Source organism: Occallatibacter savannae, assembly GCF_003131205.1.
GTDB lineage: Bacteria > Acidobacteriota > Terriglobia > Terriglobales > Acidobacteriaceae > Telmatobacter > Telmatobacter savannae.
The window spans coordinates 380,313-401,295 of record NZ_QFFY01000002.1 but is presented as its reverse complement, the minus strand read 5'-3'; the positions used below and the strand labels follow the sequence as shown (position 1 = coordinate 401,295).

Annotated in this window: 17 protein-coding genes; 7 read left to right on the top strand and 10 right to left on the bottom strand. The window is 53.7% G+C overall.

Going from position 1 to position 20,983, the window contains the following annotated elements:
* Positions 1-8: 8 nt before the first annotated feature.
* Together DHV10_RS09170 and DHV10_RS09160 are read right to left on the bottom strand one after the other, a co-directional pair.
* A complete protein-coding gene (locus DHV10_RS09170) occupies positions 9-1,031 on the bottom strand; it encodes a hypothetical protein (RefSeq protein WP_109486052.1) in 1,023 nt (340 codons plus the stop codon).
* A 379-nt stretch (positions 1,032-1,410) separates the two neighbouring features.
* Positions 1,411-1,884 carry a Crp/Fnr family transcriptional regulator gene (locus DHV10_RS09160; RefSeq protein WP_109486050.1) on the bottom strand — a complete coding sequence of 158 codons (474 nt, stop codon included), beginning with the start codon at positions 1,882-1,884 and terminating at the stop codon, positions 1,411-1,413.
* Positions 1,885-2,296: 412 nt separating this feature from the next.
* Here DHV10_RS09160 and DHV10_RS09155 point away from each other — a divergent pair, with 412 nt between their 5' ends.
* Both DHV10_RS09155 and DHV10_RS27030 read left to right on the top strand, forming a co-directional pair.
* Positions 2,297-2,596: a zinc-ribbon domain containing protein gene (locus DHV10_RS09155; protein ID WP_109486049.1), complete on the top strand. Its 300-nt coding sequence runs from the start codon at positions 2,297-2,299 to the stop codon at positions 2,594-2,596.
* Between the two features lie 382 nt (positions 2,597-2,978).
* A complete protein-coding gene (locus tag DHV10_RS27030; protein ID WP_162601364.1) occupies positions 2,979-3,164 on the top strand; it encodes a hypothetical protein in 186 nt (61 codons plus the stop codon).
* A 1,029-nt stretch (positions 3,165-4,193) separates the two neighbouring features.
* Here the strand turns inward: DHV10_RS27030 and DHV10_RS27025 are convergent.
* Positions 4,194-4,355 (bottom strand): hypothetical protein, encoded by a 162-nt coding sequence (locus DHV10_RS27025; RefSeq protein ID WP_162601363.1) that lies wholly within the window; start codon positions 4,353-4,355, stop codon positions 4,194-4,196.
* 690 nt (positions 4,356-5,045) lie between these two features.
* On the opposite strand from DHV10_RS27025, the gene DHV10_RS09145 reads away from it, so the two are divergent.
* The 3 genes from DHV10_RS09145 (at position 5,046) to DHV10_RS27730 (ending at position 9,901) form a co-directional block, all read left to right on the top strand.
* Positions 5,046-5,699 (top strand): ferritin-like domain-containing protein, encoded by a 654-nt coding sequence (locus tag DHV10_RS09145; protein ID WP_162601362.1) that lies wholly within the window; start codon positions 5,046-5,048, stop codon positions 5,697-5,699.
* Between the two features lie 2,508 nt (positions 5,700-8,207).
* Positions 8,208-8,942, top strand: coding sequence for an SOS response-associated peptidase (locus tag DHV10_RS09130; RefSeq protein ID WP_109486044.1), 735 nt, complete (start codon positions 8,208-8,210; stop codon positions 8,940-8,942).
* Between the two features lie 47 nt (positions 8,943-8,989).
* Entirely contained in the window at positions 8,990-9,901 is a 912-nt protein-coding gene (locus DHV10_RS27730) for an ATP-dependent DNA ligase (protein ID WP_162601361.1), read from the top strand.
* A gap of 859 nt (positions 9,902-10,760) precedes the next feature.
* Here the strand turns inward: DHV10_RS27730 and DHV10_RS09115 are convergent.
* Entirely contained in the window at positions 10,761-12,038 is a 1,278-nt protein-coding gene (locus tag DHV10_RS09115) for an NRAMP family divalent metal transporter (RefSeq protein ID WP_109486513.1), read from the bottom strand.
* Between DHV10_RS09115 and DHV10_RS27020 the strand changes: the two genes are divergently transcribed.
* Entirely contained in the window at positions 12,006-12,257 is a 252-nt protein-coding gene (locus DHV10_RS27020; RefSeq protein ID WP_162601294.1) for a hypothetical protein, read from the top strand. The two genes, DHV10_RS09115 and DHV10_RS27020, sit on opposite strands and share 33 nt — an antisense overlap.
* A gap of 118 nt (positions 12,258-12,375) precedes the next feature.
* On the opposite strand, the gene DHV10_RS09110 is transcribed toward DHV10_RS27020, so the two are convergent.
* Positions 12,376-13,650: an ATP-binding protein gene (locus DHV10_RS09110; RefSeq protein WP_109486041.1), complete on the bottom strand. Its 1,275-nt coding sequence runs from the start codon at positions 13,648-13,650 to the stop codon at positions 12,376-12,378.
* Between the two features lie 346 nt (positions 13,651-13,996).
* Between DHV10_RS09110 and DHV10_RS09105 the strand changes: the two genes are divergently transcribed.
* Positions 13,997-14,197: a hypothetical protein gene (locus DHV10_RS09105; protein WP_109486040.1), complete on the top strand. Its 201-nt coding sequence runs from the start codon at positions 13,997-13,999 to the stop codon at positions 14,195-14,197.
* 24 nt (positions 14,198-14,221) lie between these two features.
* Here DHV10_RS09105 and DHV10_RS09100 read toward each other — a convergent pair whose 3' ends face one another.
* From DHV10_RS09100 to DHV10_RS09080, 5 genes are all read right to left on the bottom strand, one after another.
* Positions 14,222-14,443, bottom strand: coding sequence for a hypothetical protein (locus DHV10_RS09100; RefSeq protein ID WP_109486039.1), 222 nt, complete (start codon positions 14,441-14,443; stop codon positions 14,222-14,224).
* Positions 14,440-15,060, bottom strand: coding sequence for a recombinase family protein (locus DHV10_RS09095; RefSeq protein WP_109486038.1), 621 nt, complete (start codon positions 15,058-15,060; stop codon positions 14,440-14,442). The genes DHV10_RS09100 and DHV10_RS09095 overlap by 4 nt, the downstream gene beginning before the upstream one ends.
* 394 nt (positions 15,061-15,454) lie before the next feature.
* Positions 15,455-16,660 (bottom strand): GIY-YIG nuclease family protein, encoded by a 1,206-nt coding sequence (locus DHV10_RS09090; protein ID WP_109486037.1) that lies wholly within the window; start codon positions 16,658-16,660, stop codon positions 15,455-15,457.
* Positions 16,653-18,707 (bottom strand): DEAD/DEAH box helicase, encoded by a 2,055-nt coding sequence (locus tag DHV10_RS09085; RefSeq protein ID WP_109486036.1) that lies wholly within the window; start codon positions 18,705-18,707, stop codon positions 16,653-16,655. Before DHV10_RS09085 ends, DHV10_RS09090 begins: the two co-directional genes overlap by 8 nt.
* Positions 18,704-20,962: a DNA methyltransferase gene (locus tag DHV10_RS09080; protein ID WP_204101375.1), complete on the bottom strand. Its 2,259-nt coding sequence runs from the start codon at positions 20,960-20,962 to the stop codon at positions 18,704-18,706. Before DHV10_RS09080 ends, DHV10_RS09085 begins: the two co-directional genes overlap by 4 nt.
* Positions 20,963-20,983: the final 21 nt, after the last annotated feature.

Genomic DNA, 20,983 nt, shown 5'->3' with positions numbered 1-20,983 from the left:
AGTTTTGCCTAAGTTTTTGCCTGAATTCGATCAAGATGTGAACCCAACTTCTCGTCACGGAACTCCTCCAAGTACCGCATTCCCCCCGCACTCAACAAAGCCTCACAAGTGCCGACGAGCGGTCTGAACACATCCGCGCTGGTCCAACTGCCGTAAGTCGAGTGCATCTCGACGAGCGTTGATTCGTACCGTTGAAAGGTTGGCGAGAACCACGTTTGCTCGTTGATCAGATTGCAGTATTGGGGTGCCATCTCGGCCACTGTCTTCCCTATCCCATGGATGTGTCCGACAAGATAAGACGAACGAATGAGGATTTTCCCGAAAATGTTCCGAATCTCCCCTTCGACGAGCTTCTGGTTTCGATGAAAACGGTATCCGTGAAGGGATTCGTCAGCCTTCTCCTTGGCGGACGAAAGCATGTCACACAGCCTCGGCTCTAGCTCTCCACAGTACGTGCGAATGCCCCATTGGGCACTGAGGCGGGAAGCAATGTATTCCATCCAGGAAATGTGGGCAGTGCTTAACAGATACTCATCGCTCGAGTCCTTCCCGCTGGGCTTGCCAAACTCCGGCAGTGTACGTCTCAGTACCTCATTGTCATGAGCGTGCGCTGCCTCGTGAGCAAGTAGGTGCATTGCTCGGCTGTACATCTCGTGATCAGGATCATCGAGAGCCCAAGCCAGTTCCGACCTCAGAACGATGGAGGTCTTCACTGCACCGTCGCGGAGGACTGGAACGGCCATCGCGTACCCCGTCCCGAACGCATCGTTGCTGGGAACCAGAGCCGGAGCTTTGAAACCTCGATCCAATTTGGCGATAGTCTGGTGGTAATCGTCGGCAATTGCTATCGAATCCACCCCTCTCAGATCGAGTTGGGTGCCGTAAAGCCGCATGAAGAACACGACAGTCCCCAGAATCCGCTGGGCTGACTCCTGTGAGGGGTATGCCCCGCTGATCGTCACCCTGACGTTTTGAGGCAGTGTCGAGTTCTTGAGCAGATTTCCGAAACCTGCTCTGTCGGACTCTTTCATAACGGGTAGTGTCAGAATGGCAGATTTCGGCACGGCACTGGGTTCTGATACCAGCAGAGTGTCATTACCGTTGTCACAATGGGAAAAGGTACAAACCTTTCGCAAATAAAGGGATGCGGAGCCAGACCGAATTCGGCCTACAATGGGCGCGTATGCCTTGCTGGGTGCACGCTGAACTCGAAACCGAGTGGAAAAGGCTTGTAGAACAACAGGTCGGTGCGCACTCGAGTGGAGACGATAGCCCGACCGTCCGTCTTTACTGGCAGATGGTCGAACATCGTCGATCCTGTGAGGTCTGTCGGGACGATGACGTATTGCGAAGCGTGAAGGAGACGCTCAACCAGCACTAAAGGGTTAGATCGAGGATCAATGGCTGGTTTCATTCGCGCCCTGTTTGGCCGACCTTCGCGATTGCTAGTCGAGCAGAACGGGTTTCAGCCGCAAGGATTTGCAAAACTCCTGATGACAGGGCTGGGTCATGCGCAACCGCCTCACAGAACACCTCTCGATCTAGAACAATGAGTTCTGAATCAGTCCAGACGATTGCAGTCATTGAATACGCCGCGTTGCTGACGGCTGCTGGTATCCCGATGATGGAACCTTCATCCGCCACAAATTTCATCGTCTTCGTGGTCGAGAGTGGCAGGGTCAGTATGACAACTCCAGAAACGACGAAGTAGACCTGCTTCGCAGGTTCCCCCTGCGTGAACAGGACAGTGGCCGGTTTACAGGTGAGTGTTTTTCCGCGCTGCTGAAATTCTCTGAGTAGTTCCCCGCTTGCTTTCACTCCAGACAGAGCGGGCGAATCGCGGAAATCAGAGAAGTCCTGCTTGCCTTTGGAATCGCCGAACATGCCCCCTCCGCCCGTTCTGCCAGAGAGCCCGGAGATGGAGTGATGCAAATCACATACATTTGGTCAGATCAGACCGATGATCTTACTCATAACCCAAAGCCAAATTCGGGGTAGCCTTGCATTTCTCGCTGCCGGATTCCCTCTCCCTGCATGCGTCAGATCGCCTTTATGAGGCATTTTCTTTTGCGAAATTCAAGGGTTCTCCCCAGTTCAATCTTAGAATCAATCGCAATAGAATCAGTTCGGAAGTCATCGGTTTTACCCTCGCCAGCCGAAACCGTTTTCGGCTGGCGTTGCTTTTCTCGAACTATGCGGAGGTGTACGGGTGGAGACACTTGACGTCACTACCAGAGAAGCTCAGACTATTCGCAAAACCCAATCTCAATCGCGTCTTCCCGGCTCGGAGGTCAGCATGAACTTCATTGACCGTGATTTGAAGTGCGTCAACTGCGGAGTTGAGTTCGTGTTCACGGCAGGCGAACAGGAATTCTTCCGTGCCCGTGGCTTCACAAACACACCGAAGAGTTGCCGGGAGTGCAGGTCAAAGAAGAACCATCGACCGATGAGGGCTGATAGCAAAGTGACCTGCGCGGACTGCGGGTCGGCAACGACAGTACCCTTCACCCCACGCCAACATCGACCTGTGTATTGCCGCGCTTGCTTCAGTGAGCACCGCTCTGAGGTGGAATCTCCCGTGTGCACTACTATTTGAACCAAGGCAACCAAAGTCGGATGAGACACAATCATCCAACCATGGGCTGTCCTGTTCACGATGAGCTACAGCTTGAGTGGAAATGGCTCGTCTTGCACGACCCCGGAACCAGTAATGGCGAGGACAGTCTCACCGTGAAAGCATTTTGGGAAATGGTCGAACATCGCCGGAAGTGTCCCGTGTGCCGCGAAGAGGATATCAAGCAGAATTCCACGCCTCCCTCCGACGCTCCTCACAGCTAGAAGACCGCGTGTACTGCATCCAGAGCCGTCAATTGTGAGAAAGCAACAATCTGCTTGCGCGTGCCCCGCTGCGCTGAGAACCTCAGAGAACCCTAGGGAAAACCCCGAGAGACAGAGAATCATCAGAGAAGACTGCGTTGGTGGATTCTGAGGGACTCAAAATGGTTGATCCGAAGGTTCAGGTGCTCAAAGACACAGTCAAGAAGATCGAACGGAACCATAGCGACAATCCAGCGAGTTCCCAACTCAAGCAGATTCTGAACGAAAAAATCGAGGAGCTTGAAACTCTGGGCAATCGCGAACCCGAACCAACGGCTGAAAGGTGATTAGGGTTGAACGAGAAGCATGAACCAAGAATCATCGAGCGAGTGCGCAGGCGCTTCTCACCGATTCCGATGAGCACACTCTGTTTATCGGTTTTCTACTTCTTAAGAAGCTCCACAAGTCACAGAGATTTCACTACCGCTGCTCGTTAGTATCTGCTGCGGAGCGGGAGTTCTTCCATTCCAAAGGCTTCAATCACTGTCCGCAATTAACAGGGTGTGCAGGTTCTAGGTAATCGCCTCACGAGGGTCGATTCTTCGTTGACATGAGGACTGGGGAGCGAATACCAGGATGCTCTTTACGCCGAGACAGCCGCTTTCTGTCCAGTTTGCTTCGCGAGGGGGAAATCCGCTTCCGGTGCATTCCGAGTTCAGATTCCCGGATGTAGAAGCCACATCGCGAACAGGAACGACCAAAAAGCGGCCACCAACATAAACAGGACTGAGGCGGGACAATTCTGCCGTACTGCCGCACGCGGACGAGAAATTGGAGCCCGATTTAATTGATATGTCATCGAAGACAACTCTTATACATAGTTGATGCGCTGTTCGCCGGACACACGACGAACAGCGCGGGCCCACCGACCGCGTTGCAGTCGGGGTGCTTGCCCAACAGCGAAGCACCATGCAAGCTTGGATGCGGAAAGCGGGAAGCAGAGAAGGTGCAGTTTTGGAGAGTGCCGCGAAAGAAGATTCTATTGTGAATAGCTGGAGGGGCGAGTATCGTCCTGCTCGATGGGGTGTTGGGTTCACGAGGAGCTATACCGAGAATGGAAACTGCTCGTCTGGAAGCAGCAAGGAGCCCCATGCGGATACGACAGTCCGGCTGTTCAACTGTTCTGGGAAATGGTGGCGCACCGGACGAAGTGTAAGGTCTGTCGTGATCAGGACATTGGGAAGACACTCCTGTTCCCGCCTTCAGATTCCCCATGAGGATATTGCCGAACGGTGACCCAGAGTGTATGCCCTGCCTGACAAATTGAGCTTCCGCGTTACGTAATCAGCAATATGGGTTCCGCAACTTCCAAAGCTCTAAACCACTGCATGATGGAAAGTCCTGTGCCATTTGCCGCCGCTCTTGGCTATTTTGAAGCTGCGTCCATCAAGCGACAGTTCGTAGACGCCATCCGGCAGGTCAACGTTGATCTTGACTACGTCAGGCTTCACGTAGACACATGTATCTAATTGCAGCATGGAAATTCTCACCGCACGAACTCGGCACGGAATGCGAACGCCACTGCGGATGAGTAACGCATCCAACTCGACGACCTCACGGTGGGAACTCAAGGTTCGCTCAAAACTTAGAATGCGTCCAGACAAAGGTTAAGACCCCTCTTGCAGTTCTGATGCACTTTGCTGAATGCGTGTGAGGGAGAAGTTTAGGTCGTTGAAGTTGGTACTCAATGTATCCGGTTGCGTCGAAGCGCCCGCCCTCTTTCCTGCTCTCCTCGAACGGGTCGGGCGTGGCTGTGATGGCTGAGGGATAGAATTTCCTCCTACACCACCAAATCCAGTTGACTCCCCCGTTCGTACCTCTCATCGGGCGACGGCCGATTTCCCGCCCCGTTCAAGGATCAGCGACACGTCATTTGTTCTAGGCGCAGACCTTGGTCGCGTCGGAAGTATCGAGCACCCTGAATTCCGCTGTAGGAGGAGCGGACGCAACCAGCGGTGAACGAGTCTCACTGTACCGCTTTCCCAGTAACGAACGAACCACCACGTTTCGGAGGTCTTCGTGTCAGGTCATCAAGTTTCCCCAATTGAAGCCAACCGTCGCAACTTCCTCAAGGCGCTGGGCTAACCGGCATTGGCTTTGCTACAGCGTTCGTCGGTCTTCCTGCGTCTCTGACCACAACTAAAGTCGAGGCCGCTGCGTTTAGCGATGTGGACATTCTCAACTTCGCTCTCAACCTCGAATACCTCGAAGCCGAGTTTTATGCGGTATCGACCTACGGTTCCACTCTCGTAAAGCTCGGCGTAATCTCCGCAGACGACGAAACCGGACCGACAACCGGAGGCAGTCGGGTACCCAAATTCTCAGCCTCTCCCCCCGCCGGTGTCGCCTCTGCTCTACGCAACGACGAAATCGATCACGTGAAGTATCTACGCTCGGCGTTGGGCTCCTCCGCAGCCAAGAAACCAGCTATCAACCTTAATGCCTTGGGATACGGATATTCGAGCGTGAGTAGCTGGCTTAAACTGGCGCGTCAGTTCGAAGATGTGGGAGTAAGCGCATATCTCGGCGCTGCTCCTCTCATCAGTAGTTCGGCGTATCTTGCAGCCGCAGCCGCAATACTCAGTGCCGAGGCGATGCACTCCGGCGCTATCCGTTGGGAGTGCGTCGGCAATGGTGTCAGTAGTCCGGCAGTGGATTCCATCGACATTCCACCAACGAGACAAGCTATCTTTGACCTGAATACCAAGGCTTTGGCTATTCCACGCACCCCCTCGCAAGTCCTCAATATCGTCTATGCGGGTGGCCGTTCAATGGGCGGTTTCTTTCCGAACGGCATGAACGGCGGAATCACGACTCAGTAGACGAAGCCTCGATGGCAACAAAACCCCTGCAAATGGCTCATACCGTTGCGGGGGTTTTCTTAACTTCTACCGGGTGTTTTCGGGAACAGAGAACATGATTTCAGCGTAGATCGCTGTCTACCCAGAGTGCATACAACGTACGGTCGCCCACGTTCGCGTCATAGCCCATTTCGCATAAGCATCGCGATTGGCATCCGCTGTCGAAGGTATTTGCATCCGAGACTTTGGCAGTTGGAGGGGGGATGTCACAAGTCGTCCGAACTAGAAATGGGTACGAATTCATTGGATTAGGGTCTGTCGGGAAAAGGCTTGTAAACGCATTTCAGAGAAACTTCCCCGAGCTTTGCCAGCCGAGCCCAGAACCTGCATATCGCTACATACGCATCGGCACTGCTGAACAGAACATCGCGCTGGGACGGCTGATCGCAGAAGTCAGGGCCTCAGACACGGAGCCGGACCCGCAACCAGAACCTGCGGACTGGCACCAAGGAAGAAGCTGAGTTCAGGGCTGATCCGCCCGGAGCATCGGCGTTCGGCGAAGTTCCAGCTACTCTCGTGCTAGACTCGGGTATTCCGTTCCGATTCTGGGCCCTGTTGATGACCAACCTGATCTGTCCTGTACCCGTCGGCGAAAGCAAATTTGAACTGCGCGTCGAACGTGAGAGTCCGGAGGTATGGGTATGGTCACTTCGCGGCAAGACTGGAGTCAGATTGCAGCGAGGCCGGACTGCGACTAGGACCGCCGCACAAGTCGAGGCTCAAAGAGCTTTCGAGGAGCGGCTTCACAGGGCGGGGCTAGGTACCGAAGCGCCATGTGCATACCAATGGCGAGAGTTGCTCTCCGATCAATAGTCATTCACGGAATCATTGATTCGTCGGCTCTGGCTACCCGAACCTCGCAAGAATCTTTGTGACGGAGTAGGAGATTAGGCCATCTGGTTGTGGATCAGAAAGCTGGGGAAAACCTCATTCCACAACGCAAAACGGCTAATCGCAATATAACCGGGCGCTGACTAGCTTGCCTGCTGCCCGAGTTCCTCTGTTGGTCTTTTCCAATGTTCGAAGCGATCCCGTGTGCCCTGCTCACAGACGTGCTGGTTTTCACACGTGAAAAGCTCGCACTCTCGGCTTACGTTCGCAACAGTGGCGAAGCACTGGCAACAGATGGAATCGATGGTTCCATCGGGGTTGTAACGGTGGACAAATTCATTGGAAGCCATATTCGTATCGGAGCCTCCCCTGAAAAGGATGTTTGCACAACTGGATACGCCGAATGCTGTTGATCCGTCAAGTGGTTCTGTAATGTCAAGAAATTGTCGGCAAGGTTTTCATGGAGCAATCGCCGCCCACCTTGACTCATTCCACATCGGTGCGGCGATCCCTTTGAATGTGTCTTACGATGAACTAAATCGATTGGTCAAAGTCGTTGACGAATTTGCTCTACATTATTCAGCAAGACGCCAACGACGCAGCAGAAGTTCGATACTTACGTGGAGAACGCAGAAGGGTGCCATGAACGGGCTAGAGTAATCGTGCGTTCGCAGACAATGGCTCTTTGCCGAACTGACATCGTGCGACGGTTTAATTGCTTCGTTCATTGGCAACTTCACGATGCTACGGTCAATCTTCGAGTCGCTGTGCGTGCGGATTTGTACTCACAACCTGAATACGTTGGAGGGCATCTACAAAGCAGGTGCGTCCGTTGCTGCATCCACCCCGCCCACAGATGCGGGGCCTGCGACGATGCACAGGGGCGCTGCCCGAACCCAGCTACGCCACGCTCTGACGGACAGCGCCTTCAAAAAAAGTTTGTACTAGAGCTATTTAGACATGAACCTCGAGGAACGCCACGCACGTCGCATATGCCGAATATTTGTGCTGGTGGTCTTTGCAACAGTCGTCCTTGCGTTTGCGTTGGTCATCAGTTTTTCCCGCCACCGACTTGACATTCAACAACGTGAGTTTCTGAACGCCGTGCACCAGAGATAAACATCGGAAATGTTCCTGCCCTAAGTAGCTCTTGATGCCACCGTTTCCGTAGTGACGAGGCGACCAATTTAAACTTTGCAACTGCTCCGGGCAGGTTGTCGTCACGCTCTCCGCCTCTCGACGATGACAAACTGGCGAATTTCTGTCTCTTCCTCGCCGCCTACCGCAGCCGCGCGATCTTCTCAGCCAGCACCGGCATGATGATACTCGGTCAGCAATACGCTATCGCTGCTTACAACTTCAGCAGCTTCCGCTCGGCTTAATTTGGGCAGTCTAAGAAGAACAACGTCGCCCGACCTTTAGACTGGTCACATGAGTCTTGAAGCAATCATTTCAGAAATCGACAACGAAATCTCGCGTCTTCGGCAAGTCCGCGCTCTGCTCTCCTCCAACGAAGCACATGAGAAATCCACTACGACCATACCTAGACGCAAACGCCGAAAGATGAGTGCCGCTGCTCGGAAGAGAATTGCAGAGGCGCAGCGGAAGAGATGGGCAAAACAGAAGGCTGCGAAGTAGATGTGTGGTCGCTATGGAAGACGCGGAGACAAGCAGCGCATCGCTGAATGGATGCAGACGCACAATACGAATGTCTTCGATGAATTCGATGAAATAAGCCTTGCTCCATCCTTCAATGTTGCGCCTCAGAGTGTGCAACCAGTTGTGCGCCTGAATGGTGAGACAGGTGGGCGAGAACTCACCGTGATGCGATGGGGTCTCGTCCCGTACTGGTCGAAAGACGGCAAAGCATCATTCAGCACAATCAATGCGAAGTCCGAAACGGTCGCTACTAGCCCCGCGTTTCGGGAGGCATGGAAAACACGACGTTGCCTCGTGCCAGCGGACTGGTTTTACGAGTGGCAGAAGGTGGATGAGAAAACAAAGCAACCCCATGCGATTGCGTTGAAGAACGGAGAGATGTTTGCCTTTGCCGGACTCTGGGAGACGTGGAAGGATAAAACCACAGGGCGAAAGCTGCGGACGTATACATTTCTCACAACTGACCCCAATGAATTGGTGGAGCCTCTTCACAATCGAATGCCCGTAATCCTGCATCGCAGAGACTACGAGCGTTGGTTGGCACCAACCGACCCGGCACATCTGCCCATTGATTTGCTGAGACCCTACCCTGCCGAGGAGATGAAGGTATGGAAGGTGAGCAAAGCGGTTGGGAATACTCGTAACGACGACCCGAGCCTGATTGAGCCCCTCAAGGAAATCGAGGTAAATCCCACTCCCTCCCTTTTTGAATGACTCGCACCAACGAAAACGAGATTCCGTTCACTCCTCCGATGGAGTGTTTGCCTGTCGCCAATCTCCCGGAAAGCTCCGACTGGGTTTACGAACTGAAGCTCGACGGTTTCCGAGGTCAAGCGATTCGAGACAAGGCTGGCGTTCACCTGCTGTCGCGCAACGGCAAGGACTTCTCCAAGAAGTTTCCGCAGGTATTCGCGGCACTCGGCAAAACACTGCCCATCGGAACTGCCGTTGACGGCGAATTAGTCGCATTCGATGAAGACGGACGCCCGAGCTTCAACGCCATCCAGAATGCCACTACTGAAAGCAATGTCGTGCTGTTCGTCTTCGATGTGCTTGTGAACCGCAGGAAGGACACTAAGCTTCTGCCTCTTAGCGAACGGCGGACACTCCTCGAAGAGGCAATCACTCCATCTGAGCGAGTGCAGCTATCGGAGCATTTTCCCGGCCCCCTGCCACGCTTCCTCGCCGCCGTTCGGGAGATGGGTGGAGAGGGCGTAGTCGCAAAGCGGCTAACCTCCCTCTACGAACCCGGCAAACGAAGCGGGGCATGGTCAAAGAAGCGAATCAATATCGGTCAAGAATTCGTGCTTGGCGGCTTCATTCCGGGCAGCAACGGAGTCGATGCGCTCGTAGTTGGCTTCTATGACGGCGACGAACTGATGTACGCGGCGAGAGTTCGAGCAGGTCTGGTTCCCGCGACTCGCCGCGACCTGTACGCACGTCTGAAACCATTATTCGTGCAGCGGTGCCCGTTCGTTAATCTGCCGGAGCCGAAAAGCGGCAGATGGGGTCAGGGATTAACAGCGGCGAAGATGAAGGATTGCGTCTGGGTAAAGCCGAAATTGGTAGCGCAGTTCGAATTCCTCGAATGGACGGATTCAAGCCACGTCAGGCATATCAAGTTCATGGGGCTGAGGAATGACAAGAATCCTCGGCTGGTTGTGCGGGAATAGGCTAGACTTGCACCCGGTCTCTCTCTGTTCCTCTCAGTCTGCGAGGATGAGTGTTCCAATGGCGAGGAAGCTAGGAATAAACCTAGTTCCGTCCGTGCGTCACCTGTGCAAGGATTTCGTATGGCTGCTGATTGGCCGACGCATAGCATGTGCGGGGTATTGGACATTTTGCGAACCTCTCTGGATCGGCTCGTCTCGAGCCGATCTGTTCTCACCCTTAGCCATTACCGGATCAACGAGACACATCGCGCTCTCCTGCATTCACGCGCCCAAATTCGAAGAACCGATCAACTGATTGAGAAGCTCCGAAGCAAAATGGTGAGCGTGGACTCAACCGCGCCCGATGCAGTGGTCAGGGGCACCTAACGACGGTACAGGCTAGCGGAAGAGGTATATAAATTTGCACCGCTAGAACGAGCATTTGCCGTTATGTCGGGTAACGATGTTGCTCAACTGGACATAAATTTAACTGTCTTGAACTCTCAACTGGAGAGCGCAAGCTCTCAAGTCAAAGAGTAGAATTCACAGGTGCCCGATACACGAGACGATACAACCAAATAGGAATCGACCTTCTGTTCACAGATGTGGAATTGGGACTGACGCTTGCACATATCGCATCCCAACGCACGAACTTGGCGAACAAGATCGAGGGTGTTCGACGCTCGCGAGAGGTCTACGACGCAATATCGGATCAGAGACTCAAATTCATCCTCTCAGATCAACAGGCACGGGAACTGGTTGAGAAACTTGGACAACTGAAGTTCTCTCTGATGGCATTGGGTGAGGTGTTCACGGCTTAAAAAGGTTTTCAGTTGGCTCAAATAGAACATCGCGAAAGAAGATGGTATTTGCCCTACTGCTAATGCAAGAACCAACTGATGATGAGCCCCAGTGACGCGGAAAAGATCATCGCAGTTGTAATCCATCCCAAAATATTCGCCCATCGTCCGTTCACGCGGTTTCCCATGATGGAGCCATTGTTTGTCATTACCATGATGAGCATCATTAGAGGTGGCGTCGAGAACCCCTGTACGATACCCGCGATCACCAGCGCACGCATTGGATTGATCCCGACAAAGTTGAGCCCCATCGCAACAAGAGTAATGAATGTTATCGCAGCGTAGAACTTCTTCGCCTCTGAAGGCTTTTGGTAAAGCCCATTCTTCCAACCGAAGGATTGGCTGACGTCGTAAGCGGCTCCGGTCGTCATCACGGGAACCGCGAGGAAGCCGACGCCGATGATTCCGAGCGTGAAAAGAAGCCCCGCTGCTCGCCCAGCCAGCGGGGTGAGGGACTGAGCAGCTTCGGCAGCGGTATTGATGTTGTGTTTACCGGCGACGAAAAGTGTGGCAGCAGTCGCCAAAATAATAAAGTACATGACAATGTTTGAGAACAGCATGCCGAAAATCACGTCCCAGAGACTACTTCGCAATTCCGCCTCCGAAGTGCCCCGCCGTTCGCGAACACTGTGTTTTCCGGCAGCTACCTTCTCTTCCACCTCCTCGTTCGACTGCCACGTATATAGATAGGCAGAAAGAGAGGTTCCGATGATCGCAACAACAATCGAAAGGAAATCTTTGTTGAAGCCGACCGTCGGCACAAACGTTCCTCGAACAACCTGACCAAGTTGAGGGTGCGCAAGGAATGCCGAAAAGATGTAAGCGGCAAGAGACAAGGCTATGACTCGAAAGATGTTCCGGATCAGCTTGTAGGAACCCCAGATTTGTAGAACAAGGGTCGCGACTGTAATGCAGAGCACCAGAACCCACCGAGGCCAATGCACGAGGATACCGATCCCAGCCGCCATCCCTCCTATGTCAGCGCCCGCCTCAATTGTGTTGCCCGTAACGACTGCCGCCAAGACGAGGTAAACGAACCATCGTGAGTAGTGGTTGCGTAGAACACTGAACAAGCCCTCGCCGGTGACTTGGCCAAGCTTTCCCGAGAGGTAGACGACCGCAACCATCATTGGGAAAGTGACCGGGGCAGTCCATAGCAACTTGTAGCCGAACTGGGCTCCGGCTTGTGCATAGGTTCCGATTGCCGAGCAGTCGTCGTCGGCAGCACCCGTAATTAACCCCAACCCGAGAGACCTGAGAACCGTATGCTGCCGACCGGACGTGTGTTGCTCGCTCATCGCGCCGTTAGATGCGTGCGCTGGATGATTGAGATGATTCACACCAAAGCTGAAGGAGGACGGCTGACGCGCTGGACTCGAACGAACCTTTTGCGGCCATTCACCACTTCACTGGAGGTGGTCGGTTTGATCCGACTTCCAAAGAACGGCGCACAATTAGGTATGGTCTTTCAGTACGCGCCCATCTACATTGGCGTACAAGTGGAAGCAGCAGGGTAGAAAGAGGGCTCCGGTTCGTAGACTAAACCAAGTGAACCAGCCACTCGGAGGGCATCAAGCAGCAAAAAGCCCCCGGAAATCGGGGGCTAGGATTTCGGGTTTGTGAACCACCCTAAACTCAGGCTCTAAACCCTATTGTTCGCGTCTCGGTCTGTACCGCTGGTGCCCCGAACCTTTCGTACGCGGCCTCATCCTGTGCCGATACGGAAGGTGCGACGAGATTTCGGGCTGACTGCAAGTGTTGTTCTCCAATTGGCTCACTTGCCTTCATCGCGAGTCTGGCCGACTCGTCCACTAACAGGTTCAGGTCTGCTGATGAGTATCCTTTGAGAACTTCCGAAATTACCTCAAGGTGAAGTTCGGGTGCAGTGTAGCGACCCCTCAAATGATGTCTAAGGATTTCTTCTCGTGCAACTTGGTCTGGAGCGCCGACGTAGATTTTCTTGTCAATTCGGCCAGAACGCAGGACGGCAGGGTCAATCTTCTCTGGTGCATTCGTGGCAAGTATGAGTAGCACACCTTTCTCAGAGCAGGTCGCCATACGAGCAAGGAACTCGTTCACTTCCTCAGCCTTATGGTGATGTCCGCCGAGAGCCGCTCTACTGGGTACAAGAGCATCGAATTCGTCGATAAGCAGCACGGAAGGTGCCTTGCTGATTGCCCGCTCAAAAATGTCACGGATTTTAATTGTGCTTCCATGAACGTATGAATCAGCAACGTCGGACGGCGAAATCTCGAAAAAGTGATACTTCAGTTCGCTTGCTAGTTGGCGGGCGATGAACGTCTTGCCGCAGCCCGGTGGCCCGTAGAGAAGAATGCCATTCGGTATTGAAAGCCCGTATTGTCGGGGCTTGTCAGGCCTTTTGTAAACCTCTATGACCTGCTCTCGAAGAAGCTTCTTTAGAGATGCCATTCCAGCGACGGCCTTGAGACCCCCTCGCGTAGTACGAACTCTGGAAGGGAGCGTTGTTTCAACGTCTCGCTTCTGTTCCTGCCGCTTCGCTTTGTCTCGCCGTTCGCTCAAACGGCGCTCCGTACGAGCGAGTTTGCGCTGTTGTTCGCGTTCCTCTTCCTGCGCCCGGAGAGCACGTTCTCTGTTCCGCCTTTGCTCCTCCTCGCGCTCACGCTGTTGCTGTTCCCGTTCCTCCATCAGCACTCTCTGCTTACGGATTCTGACGAACCAGATATAGCCGCCCGCCTCTGAAAGCGCGACGAGCCACTGCGTGTGATTCAGAGAGTCGGTTCGGCCATAAACCAAGCCAGCGATGCCAGACGCCATCAAAGCGGGAAAAAGAATCCTGCCCGCGCTCTCGCGCTGAGCGGAGAATACGAGGATTACAAACCCAAACGCCAGAGCGACAGGCCACACCAGTTCACTTGTTGTGAACTCCATCCTAAGGTCTCCTCCGATGGGCTACTTCTTGCCGCTTCCTTTGCACACGCGGCAAGCTCCTGAAGCTTGGCAATAGCTGCAATGAGGCCGGTTCCCAATTGGCCCATAGCCGGGATAACCGAGATGCCCTGTCCCCTTGCAGCTTGGACACTTTCCAGTGCCGTTGCACTTCGAACATTCCTGCATCATGCTCCTCCTGAAAGGAACCAATACGCTAATCTGCTCGTGGCGTTTCTGCTCGTAAATCTTTACATCTCAATGCGTGGCGAATCAAGACCAGTTCTTCCGCGCCTTGGGTACAAGAGTTCGGGATATCCGGAAGAAACGCGGGTTCTCGCAAGAGGACATGCTTAGCTTTGGTTTTTCCACACGGCATTGGCAGCAGGTGGAGGCTGGACGCCCCATTACCGTTACCACTCTGCTGCGAATCTGCGAAGTCTTCGAAACGCCTATTTCAAAGCTGGTGAATGGGCTGGACAAGAACGGTGTCTACGAGAAGGTAAATTTCGATGTCGTGATGCGTCGGAAGGGCGGACGAAAGCGTTAAGGTACACCCGGCAGGAGAGAACCATCATTCGAGGTCCTCTTTGCGGAAATTGATGAATACGGGGCGTCCTTCCCGGTTTTGGAATACCTCGATGGCAAGTGCTTTGCCCTCTTCAGTCGCCTCGCTAAGAAGCGGCTGGAGTTCGTCCGCCCCGGCAAGAGAAACCAGCGCGTCGTTCAGCGATTCACTCGGTAGATTGCGAACAGCTTTGCTCGGACGGAACCTGACTATCACACGGTTCATCATGCAGCGACCTCCTGCTTGAACCCATGGATGGCTGTCTTCTGTTGAGCCTCTCGAACCCACCTGACCACGGAAGCCCTGCTGACATCGTACCGCTTCGCCACGTCCGTCAGACTCATTCCACGCAACCTGTCTTCAATCAATGAGCGATGGTCAACGTCGAGAGGTTGCCGTCCGACTGGGAGACCTTCCAGCTTCCTTCTGCGGATTCCAGCCCTGACGCGCTCCCTAATCAAGTCGGCTTCCAGTTCTGCGATGGACGAGATTAGGGTGATGAACAAGCGACCCATTGCCCCATCAGTCGCAATGTTCTCGCGGCGAGAGATGAACTCGATGCCGAAAGAATCCAGTTCGTCTACTACGCCGAGGAAGTGCTTTGTGCTCCTTGCCAAACGGTCAAAGGCCGCGACGATAAGAACCGTGAACTTCCGTTTCCGAGCATCTCGTAGCATCGCATCGAGACCGGGACGACGAGCCTTGGAGCCGCTGATTCCGACATCGGTATATTCGCAGACCACTTCGAGGCCGCGTTGAGCCGCAAACTGGCGCAGATCAAGAAGCTGATTTTCGATTCGCTGGTCTGACGTGCTGACTCTCGCATAGATTGCGCACTGCTTCATTCGGTTTAGTCCTCCTCAATGCTTGGTGGCTTCCTTCTCGCTCCAGCAGCAACACAAACAGGAATTTCAGGTCGCCCTCGCTGTTTAGCCACAATAGTGCGACCGGAATCCCAATCGATTTCCGCATATTGAGCGAGGTATTCCCGGATTACAACTGGAGTGTGCTGGTATTCGGGATATAGGCGGAGGAATTCACGCCTTGCCATCAGTTCGCAGGTGGCAGGGAGAAGAATGGAAAGTCCGAGGTCTTTCGGGTGGCGCTGGAGTTCGATGCAGAAGAGGCTTGTTGGGGAAAGGACCCGTTTTTGCACACTAGAGTATACGGAGAACGAGGCGAATACAGCCCGTGTTTTGGTCGATTTCCCAACAATTTTTTGAAATTGAGAGATTTGCTCTAGGCCCGAGCCACATGTTTAACCAACTGCGCTCTCGAAGGGTCATAGACGTATTCAGTGATCGTTCCATCCTTGATGCGTTCAACTGCTTCATTGATAACAAATAGCGGCACGAGGAACCATTCACGGGGTTTCACGGGGTTGCCAAAACGGTCGCGTAGCTCAATATCCAGTTGTGCGATGTCAAAGACGCGATGGATCAGATTCTCCAGCTTCACGCGGCTCACATTGTAGAGACCATACGTTGCTACGACCTCGACTTCGGCCAACAGGTACGTGGGGTCAAGCTTTGCGTTGGCGATACGGGTTTCCACCTTGCCACCCGTAACCCCAATTTTGTGCAGAACGTCCCGATGGGCTGCAATCTCGGGCTGGTCCGATTTGCTACGCAGGACGTAGATTGTGCCGCTGGCGAGGTCATCTCCCGCTGGCTCTTGCGCGAACAGCGGACCGCTATCGACGGTCGTTATGACACGTGCCGCTTCGTCTCTGTGTAAGGCACGCTGAAACGAGCGCATGAGCAAATCGCTTTCTGTACCGTTGTCGTACACGACTCTCAGACGACTATCGCGCCTGTCGTATTGCGTCTTGAAATCCTCGCCAGCTTGGGCGATGTATGCAATCTGCCCGTTAACGATGAAGAATTGGCCTTGCTGAATTTCAGTCAGCCTAATTTCGTCCATCTTCTGCAATGGCAGGGCTTGTCTCACACGATCCTTTAACTCAAGCCTCACGCTCTCGAAGATCGGCTTGTATTCTTCGAAGTCCTCGCAAACCGTACGATTAGCAATCTCTTCAGCAGCACGCTTCTCCGCAGTGCTGCGAACGTGGCGAAGTTCCGTAAGGGTGCTGGAGACGGTAGCATCTTCAAGTTCGGCACGCAGTTCGTCAAGGTCGGGCTCTTCCTTTCCCACGGAAGATGCTGCTGGTGCAGCCAACAATCCTTGATGGTCTAACGGAGCGAGGAGCGTGCGAAACTCCTCCTGCGCCCTCAGTCGGTCAAGCCTGACCGCATAAAGCCGCTCGAAGATGTCCTTGTTTTCTCCGTGCCGTGGCAGGTGTCCGTGGCTACTGAAGAAGCGTTGAATCTCTTCGAAACCAGCAATAACCCTTTCTTCGACGGCGGAACGACCACTGACTTTCTCCGGCTCCGCAAACTCTGATAGTCCGGAGCGGAGTTCATCAAGGTCAAACTCCTCAGGCATAGCGACCCTCCTTGTCGAAGCGGAGGAATGCCGCAGCACCTTCCGCCATCTTCCTCTCCCAAGGGTCTTGGGATGTGGCTGAGGGGACACGCCCGTGTTCCTTCTTGAACTTCAGCGCACGCACTGCGAGTGCCTTCGCTTCCTCCGGCGTCAGGGCGGTTCGCTTGGCCGAGATTGCCGCTGCCACATGCTTCAGGCTCTCCTCATTCATGGTCTTAGCCAAGATGGCGTAAGCCTCACCGAACGGATTGATGCGGTCGATCAGGTCAATGTCGAGTTCGCGGACATCCATCGCAAACAATCTCACGCCGTCAATCAATGCCGTGTTGGCCTTCGGTTCCTCGCCGCTACCACCGGAATAAAGCTTCCCCTGTTGTGTGAAGTTTAGAGCGGCAATCGCGTGCTGGCGAACGGCCTCTTGGTCTTCGGCGTTAAGTTCGGGATACTTCTCTTTGACAATCTTCCCCATCCGCGTCTGTGTTAGCTCTTCCGGCACTAGCTCTTCGTCAAACATCCCACGCTCGATGGCCGTCTTGTCCTGTACAAACGCTGCTATCACTTCGTTCAAGTCTTCTCGACAGATGCGAGTGGCTTCAGTCGTTTGGGGCATCGCCAGCCCTTTGATTTCAATCTGAATCGCGCCCGTTTGTTGGTTGACGCCGATGTTGCATTTGTCCGCGTTGTAGCCGCCCTCCCCGTATGAATAGCCGGGGGTAGGCTTGTTCTCTGGATTCTTCGGACGAAACTCGAAGCGTGGTGCAAGAACCTGTTCCATCAACAAACTGGCAGCGATAGCCTTCAAAGTGTCATTGACGGCCTCGGTAACAGCCTCTTCCGAAGCATCGGGTTCCGCTATCAAATTGGTGAACCGGGCGCGAGTCTTTCCTTCGGCATCGCGGGTTACACGCCCGATGATTTGCACAATCTCCGTCAGGCTGGAGCGATAGCCAACCGTCAAAGCGTGCTCACACCAAATCCAGTCGAAGCCTTCTTTTGCCATCCCGAGAGCGATGATGATGTCTACGTGGGCACGGTTATACTTTTGGGTGGGGTCTTTTAAAGCGTTCACGACGCGGTCTCGTTTGCCGGGGTCATCGTCTACTAGGTCGGCAATTCGCAGAACTTTCCCGCTCGGGATCTTCACAAGCTGAAAGCCTGTCGCCGGGTCGATGCCCTGCCACTCGCCCATTGCCCCGATGATGTGGTCAACTTCCTTGATTTTGTCCTTCGTGCTCTCCCGTGAATTCACATTGGGAATGTGGACAATTGTTTTCTCGGACGTGTCAAGCACGCTCAGAATTTCGTCGGCGTACGAGCCACTGTAGAAGTAGTAGCCCATGTCGAGTTGCTTTAGGTACTCGTAGCCGTTCAACTGCTCATAGTAGGTGTACGTGACGGTATCGAATTTGTTCTCGTCAAACGGGGAGAGAATAGCCTCAGCATCACCACGGAAGTATGAACCAGTCATCGCGACGATGTGGACACGGTTCCTCGCGATGAACTCGCCCAAATATGAGCCGAGGATGTTCTCGTCGTTGACGGAAACATGATGGAACTCATCGACGGCTATCAGGCGGTCATCAAATTTCTCGACGCCGTACTGTTCCACAGCGAAGCGGAAGGTTGCGTGCGTGCAGACCAGAATCTTATCCGTGCTCTCAAGAAACGCCCCAACAGCCTTGACCTTGCCACCGTTTTCACTACCGGGGGCATTGCACAGGTTCCACTTGGGCTCAACATGCCAATCCGCCCAAAAGCCGAACTGCGAAAGCGGCTCATCATTGAAACTCGCTCCGATGGAGCGTTCCGGCACCACAATGATGGCTTGTTTGATGCCTTGGTGCTGGAGTTTATCCAGCGCGACAAACATGAGGGCACGGCTCTTGCCTGAGGCTGGAGGGGACTTGATTATCAGGTACTGCTCTCCCCGCTTCTCATAGACGCGCTCCTGCATTGGCCTCATGCCGAGAGCATTCGCCCTCATCGAAGAGCCGTTTCGAGCATAAGAAACAGATACGGTGGGTATCGTCTTCGCCTCGGTCGTCATGCGCGTGCTTTACTCCTCCCCCTTTTGGCGGGTTGTTCAGTTGAGGTCATCCTCGTATAGAGTTCGAACAACTTCTCAATCCGTTCGGTATCGTTCTTAAACCGGCGACCGATATAGATGCGTTCCAGCACTTCATCATTACGCTCATGTGCGTGGCGTAAGTTCTCGGGCATGTTCTCCGGGTCATACAGGTCAGCGATGGTCGCCGGGAAGTGTGCCTCTCGAGCCAAGAGAATTTCTTCGGCACACCGCGTGAGGTCACGCTTGTTCTTGTCCGTCAAGGCGGGAACTGGGAATGTATTCCAACCCAGTGTGTTGGAATACGAAAACCGCATCTCCAGACGTACACAGACTGTGGCTATCCAGACCCAGTGAAGACGTGAGGCAATCAACGCGATGTTCCAGACAGGGGCGTCGTAAAGCGCAAAGCACTTATTGGACGCGATGTAATCAGCAGACAAAAAGTCGCAAGGCAGGTATTCTCGATTCTCAGAACTAACACCGGGTACCAGAATTGCATGGTCTTTCGCCACGCCTCCAATTTGCACGAACCTATATGGACGCGGCGCAAACTGCCGTGTCGATTCTGCGTTCGATTTCAGTCGGTTGGCAGATACCAACTCTAGGCGTTTAGCAATGAACTCGTTTTGTGACGCGGCTTCTGCTTTCTCTTCAGGTATCCACAAGCAATATCGTTGCAGCCCATTAATGAGTTCCTCTGAACCGACAAATCGCCGTACATACAGATCTGTCTGTTCGTCTTTGCGGAGTTCATTGGCCTCATCGGCATCCAAGAACAGATGCCCCCCATCTCGGGGCATGTTGCCGAACAGCATTTGAGATTGCCCGGACAATGGCGAGTTGCACTTCTGAACGACATCATTGCGGTTTGGTACCAAGTACGGTCCGATGAGGGTGCAGTCGCGAACAAGGTCATCACTATAGAGCCTCTTAGGCTTTGACGACTTCTTGCCGAGCCCGACAATAATGACTGTCACGCCAGCATTGTGACTGGCGAGATTGCTCCACTTGAATGACGTATGAGCGAACTGAATCTCGATTCCGCGTTGCCACGCGACCGGCCAAATCTCGGAAGCTTGTTGTCCTTGGCAGATGCTGTTAGTCATCACGAAGGACGCAACAGAGTTGGGCTCCGAATCAGCATAGTCAAAATAGCGTGCAATCCACCCTGATACGAAGTCCGTTGTCTTTGCCAACTGCCCATGCAGTTGCCATGCATGTGCTAGGTCATCTTTCTGCGCGTCGGTCTGCCACTTACTGCCTCTGTAGGGCGGGTTTCCGCAAATGTAGGTTTCACCTCCCTCATTTTCGAAATCAATCTGCGCCTGTTCTAAGGGCGTACTGAAGAGATCATCTGATTGCAATTTCACGCCCGTCCCAGTTGGGGGACAGATGCTTAGCCAGTCAAGCCGCAGCGCGTTCCCGCAAGTAATCCAATTCTGCTTGTCGAGCGGAAGAAATTCTGCCAGTGCCAATTTGTGTCCACGATAGAGCACATCACATTGATACTCGGCGATGACCAGTGCGAGGCGTGCAACCTCAGCGGGGAAGTCGCGAATCTCGATACCACGGAAATTTGTCTTGGGGATTGCAGAGCGGCGTTCAGGTTCGCCACGCCTCCGGTTGATTTTTGCTTCTATGGCTCGCATCTCTTTGTATGCAATGACGAGGAAATTGCCTGAGCCGCAAGCCGGGTCAAACACACGGATTCGAGCCATGCGATTCCGCAGGTTCAAGAGCATTCGTGGATTGTCGCCAGCCTCCTCCAGCTTTGCTCTCAGGTCATCGAGGAAGAGCGGATTGAGCACCTTGAGGATGTTCGGCACGCTCGTATAGTGCATTCCAAGTTGGTGCCGGTCGTCTTCGTCAGCGTCCTCAGCTATGGCCTGAATCATCGAGCCGAAGATGTCCGGGTTGATTTTCTGCCAATCCAGATTGCCGATGTGGAGTAGGTAAGAACGTGCGATTTTGCTGAACCGGGGAACTTCGAGATTGCCGGAGAACAATCCGCCATTCACATATGGAAAGCCGACAGCCCACCGCGGGATGTTGGCTGCATCTCTGTCTTCGGCTCGGGTATTCATGGCAAGGAAGAGTGTCTGAATTACCTCATGAGTGTTCGATGAGTCCCTGTCGCTCATCTGCTCAACAGTCTTGGTGAATAGGTCGTTATTGAAAATGCCAGTGTCTTCAGCGAAGAAGCAAAAGATGAGCCGCGCCATGAAGTGGTTCATGTCATATCGGGCAAGAGGGGA